Consider the following 3,793-nt stretch of genomic DNA (forward strand, 5'->3'; position numbering starts at 1 on the left):
TCGGTCCAGACGGCGAACGCTGCGTCGCTCCCGCTCACGGTGTTGAATGGTTCGCTTCGTTCCTGCGCTACTCGCCGTCTTCCCTCCTCACGTGCTCGGCGCTGGCGCGCCTGCGCGGGCTCGTCAGTCCAGACGGCGAACGCTACGTCGCTCCCGCTCACGTCCGCAGCTTCAGTTTCGGCACGCCGGGGGTGTCGAAGCCGAACACCTGGCCGTAGAAGGACAGCTCGGCCTCCAGCGCGATCCGGTTGGTGTCGGCGCGGCGGAACCCGTGCTGCTCGCCCTCGAACGTCAGGTACGCGTGCGGCACGCCGCTGCCGTCGAGGCTCGCGACGAACCGGTCGGCCTGCTCTGGCGGGCACACCTCGTCCTCGAGCCCCTGCAGCAGCAGGACGGGGCCGGCGAGCTTGTCCGTCCGGTTCATCGGCGACCGCTCGACGTAGCGGTCGGTGTGCTCGGGCAGCGTGCCGACGAGGGTGTCGAGGTAGCGGGACTCGAAGTCGTGCGTCTCGCCGACCCAGGCGAGCATGTCGAGGATCGGGAACATGATCGTGGCGCACCGGTAGGTGTCCACTGTGGTCATCGAGGCCGCCGAGGTCCAGCCGCCGGCACTGCCGCCGCGGATGGCGAGCCGCGTGCCGTCGGCCGAGCCCTCCGCGGCGAGCGCGGCCGCCACCGTCGCGCAGTCGTTGACGTCGACCACGCCCCACTCGCCGTTGAGGGACTCACGGAACGCGCGGCCGTAGCCCGACGAGCCGCCGTAGCTGACCGCGACGTAGCCGAAGCCGCGGCTGGTGAAGTACGCGGCGTCGAGGTCCAGCGTGGCGCGGACCTTGCCGGTGGGCCCGCCGTGCGCGTAGACGAGGCAGGGCGGCGCGGTGCCCTCGGGGCCGGTGAAGTCCTGGTTGCGGGGCGGGTACACCAGCGCGGGGATCGTCCGCCCGTCCGGGCCCTCGAAGTGGCGTTCGGTGGGGATCGGGAGATAGGCCGGGTTGGGCGGGTCGGCCGGCTCGGCGGACAGCGTCGTCGTCGCGCCGGTGGTGAGGTCGAGCGTGACGACGGCGAGGTCCGTGGCCGGCCCGCCCGCGGCGGAGACCACCGAGCCGTCGCGCACGGCGAGGTCGGTCGTCCACATCGTCAGGTCGGTGTCCACATCGGTCACCGTGGCTGTGCGCTCGTCGAGCACTGCGAGCCGCCCGGAGCGCAGGACCGCGTGCCGGCCCTCGCCCAGCGACGCGAACCAGCGCATGCCGAGTGTCCACAATGGTCCGCCGAGCTCCTCGGTGCATGGCGCCAGGTTGTGGCTCGACCCGTCCAGCCCGATGCGGAACAGGTTCCACCAGCCATCCGGGTCGCTGAGCGCGAGCAGCGTGCCGGCGGACTCCCACTCGACCTGGCAGACGCTCTCCCGCGGCCCGCCGGCGAGCACCCGGTGCTCGCCGCCGAGCGGCGCGACGCACAGCTCGGCGCCGTCCCACGGCATGCGCGGATGGTCCCAGCCGATCCAGGCCAGCCGGGTGCCGTCGGGGCTCAGGCGCGGGCCGGACATGAAGCGGTGGCTCGCGGCGAGCACCCGCGGCTCACCCGGCACGTCGCCGTCGAGCGGCAGCGTGACCAGATCGCGGCGGATGTCGGTTGGCCCGTCGCCGACGACTGTCTCGCGCACGCACAGCACGGAGTCGCCGTCCGGCCCGGGGGAGAGGTCGGCATACCGGACACCGTGGTGGCGCGCGGGTTCGGGGCTGATGGGCCGCGGCTCGCCGGACCCGCCTACCTCGTGGGCGTAGAGCCGCTGGTCGGCCCAGTGGGTGAAGACGACCAGCGGACCGCCCGGGCGCGCGAGCACGGTCCAGGGCCGGCCGCCGTACTCGTGGACCCGGTTGCGGACGTTCCACGGGGCGGGCAGAATCTCGACCGGCCGACCACCTGGTCCCTCGGGTCCTTCGTGGAGCAGGGCGACGCGGCCGTCCTCGGTCGGCCTGGTCTCGGCCCACCAGACACGACCGCCGTGCAGGTCCACCCACTTGGGCTGGCCGTCCGCGGCGGCGACCTGCGCGGCGGACAGCGGTGACTCCCAGGCACCGTACTGTGCGATCTTCACCACGCGGGAACCCTAGCGCGGTGCGGGCCGGTCGGCCCCGCTTGACCACCTTCGATAACGTTGCCGCAGATCCGTCGTGGTGCGGGAACAGGCCTGCTCGACTGCGATGTTTGCCGTAGGGTCGGAGGTGCCATGGCTCGTGTCATTCATGTCTTCCGCCAACCCGATCGGTTCGTTGCCGGCACGGTCGGGCAACCCGGAGACCGGACGTTCTACCTGCAGGCTTCGGAGAGTGCCCGGACCATCAGCGTGACGCTGGAGAAGCAGCAGATGGCCGTGCTCGCCGAGCGCATCGGATCACTGCTCGAGGAGGTGCACCGGCGGTTCGGGGCCGACCTGCCCGACGAGACGCCGGACGACCTGGTCGACGCGGACCCGCTGAAGGTGCCCGTGGAGGAGGAGTTCCGCGTCGGGACGATGGGGCTCGGCTGGGACTCCGAGACCCGCGCGGTTGTCATCGAGCTGCTCGCGATCACCGAGGGCGAGGTCGACGAGTCGGTCGTGCTCGACGACACCGAGGAGGGCCCGGACGCCGTGCGAGTGTTCCTGACCCCGGCCGAGGCGCGCGCGTTCGCCGAGCGGGCCGACCGGGTGATCAACGCCGGGCGCAAGCCGTGCCCGCTGTGTGGGGAGCCGCTGGACCCGGCCGGGCACGTGTGCCCGCGACAGAACGGGTACCGGCGGACCGAAGACGAGACGGACTGAGTTGCTGCCGTCCGATCCGGCCGTCGCCGAGCTGCTCACGAGGGGACGCATCGAGGTCGAGGGCCGGCTCGTGGATGCTTCCAACGCGACGCTGTTCTGCGAGATCAGCGGCGCGGGCGCGGTCGCGCACTGTGTGTACAAGCCGGTGTCCGGCGAGCGGGCCCTGTGGGACTTCCCGGACGGCACGCTGGCCGGCCGGGAAGTCGGCGCGTACCTGGTGTCGGAGGCGGCGGGCCTGCACCTGGTCCCGCCGACCGTGTTTCGGGCGGGCCCGTTCGGTCCCGGCATGGTGCAGCTGTGGGTGGACACGAAGGAGGGCGACGACCTCGTCGACGTCCTGCCGCCCGGCGAGGTCCCGGCCGGCTGGCGACGGGTGCTCCGCGCGCACGACCGGTTCGGCGAGCCGGCGGTCCTGGCGCACTCCGACCACCCGGCGGTCCGCATGATGGCGGCCCTGGACGTGGTGATCAACAACGCGGACCGCAAGGGCGGGCACGTCCTGCACGGCACGGACGGCGAGGTGTACGGCGTGGACCACGGCATCTGCCTGCACGCCGAGGACAAGCTGCGGACGGTGTTGTGGGGCTGGGTGGACGAGCCGCTGCCGGAGGACGTGCACGACATGCTGGGCACGTTGCGGTCCGCTGTGGACGGTTCGCTGGGGGAGGACCTGGCGGAGCACCTGACGAGGGTGGAGATCCGCGCCCTGTGCACGAGGGTCGAGCTGCTGCGGGGGACGGCGCGGTTCCCGACTCCGGGTGCCGACTACCGCGCGATCCCCTGGCCAGCCTTCTAACCCCAACACCGCGAGTCCAACGTTCCGGACCGGCGAGTCGAACGTTCCGGACCCGCGAGTCCAACGTTCGAGACCGGCGAGTCGAACGTACCGGCCGCGTGTCGACATTCGAGTGTCGAACACGCGTGTTCCGAATGTTGGACTCGCGGGTCCTGGGCGTTGGACTCGCGAGGTTAGGTGGACACCGACAC

Annotated in this window: 3 protein-coding genes; 2 read left to right on the forward strand and 1 reads right to left on the reverse strand. The window is 72.0% G+C overall.

Features of this window, described 5'->3' with window-relative positions; translation table 11 throughout:
* Positions 1-157 precede the first annotated feature (157 nt).
* Positions 158-2,104 (reverse strand): prolyl oligopeptidase family serine peptidase, encoded by a 1,947-nt coding sequence (locus tag ACRDTB_RS37635; protein WP_431437044.1) that lies wholly within the window; start codon positions 2,102-2,104, stop codon positions 158-160.
* A gap of 129 nt (positions 2,105-2,233) precedes the next feature.
* Here ACRDTB_RS37635 and ACRDTB_RS37640 point away from each other — a divergent pair, with 129 nt between their 5' ends.
* Complete coding sequence (locus ACRDTB_RS37640; RefSeq protein WP_431437045.1) at positions 2,234-2,806, forward strand: DUF3090 domain-containing protein; 573 nt, start codon at positions 2,234-2,236, stop codon at positions 2,804-2,806.
* 1 nt (position 2,807) lies between these two features.
* Positions 2,808-3,602, forward strand: coding sequence for an SCO1664 family protein (locus ACRDTB_RS37645; RefSeq protein ID WP_431437047.1), 795 nt, complete (start codon positions 2,808-2,810; stop codon positions 3,600-3,602).
* The last annotated feature ends 191 nt before the right edge of the window (positions 3,603-3,793 follow it).

Source organism: Actinophytocola sp., assembly GCF_050699935.1.
Classification (GTDB): Bacteria; Actinomycetota; Actinomycetes; order Mycobacteriales; family Pseudonocardiaceae; genus Actinophytocola.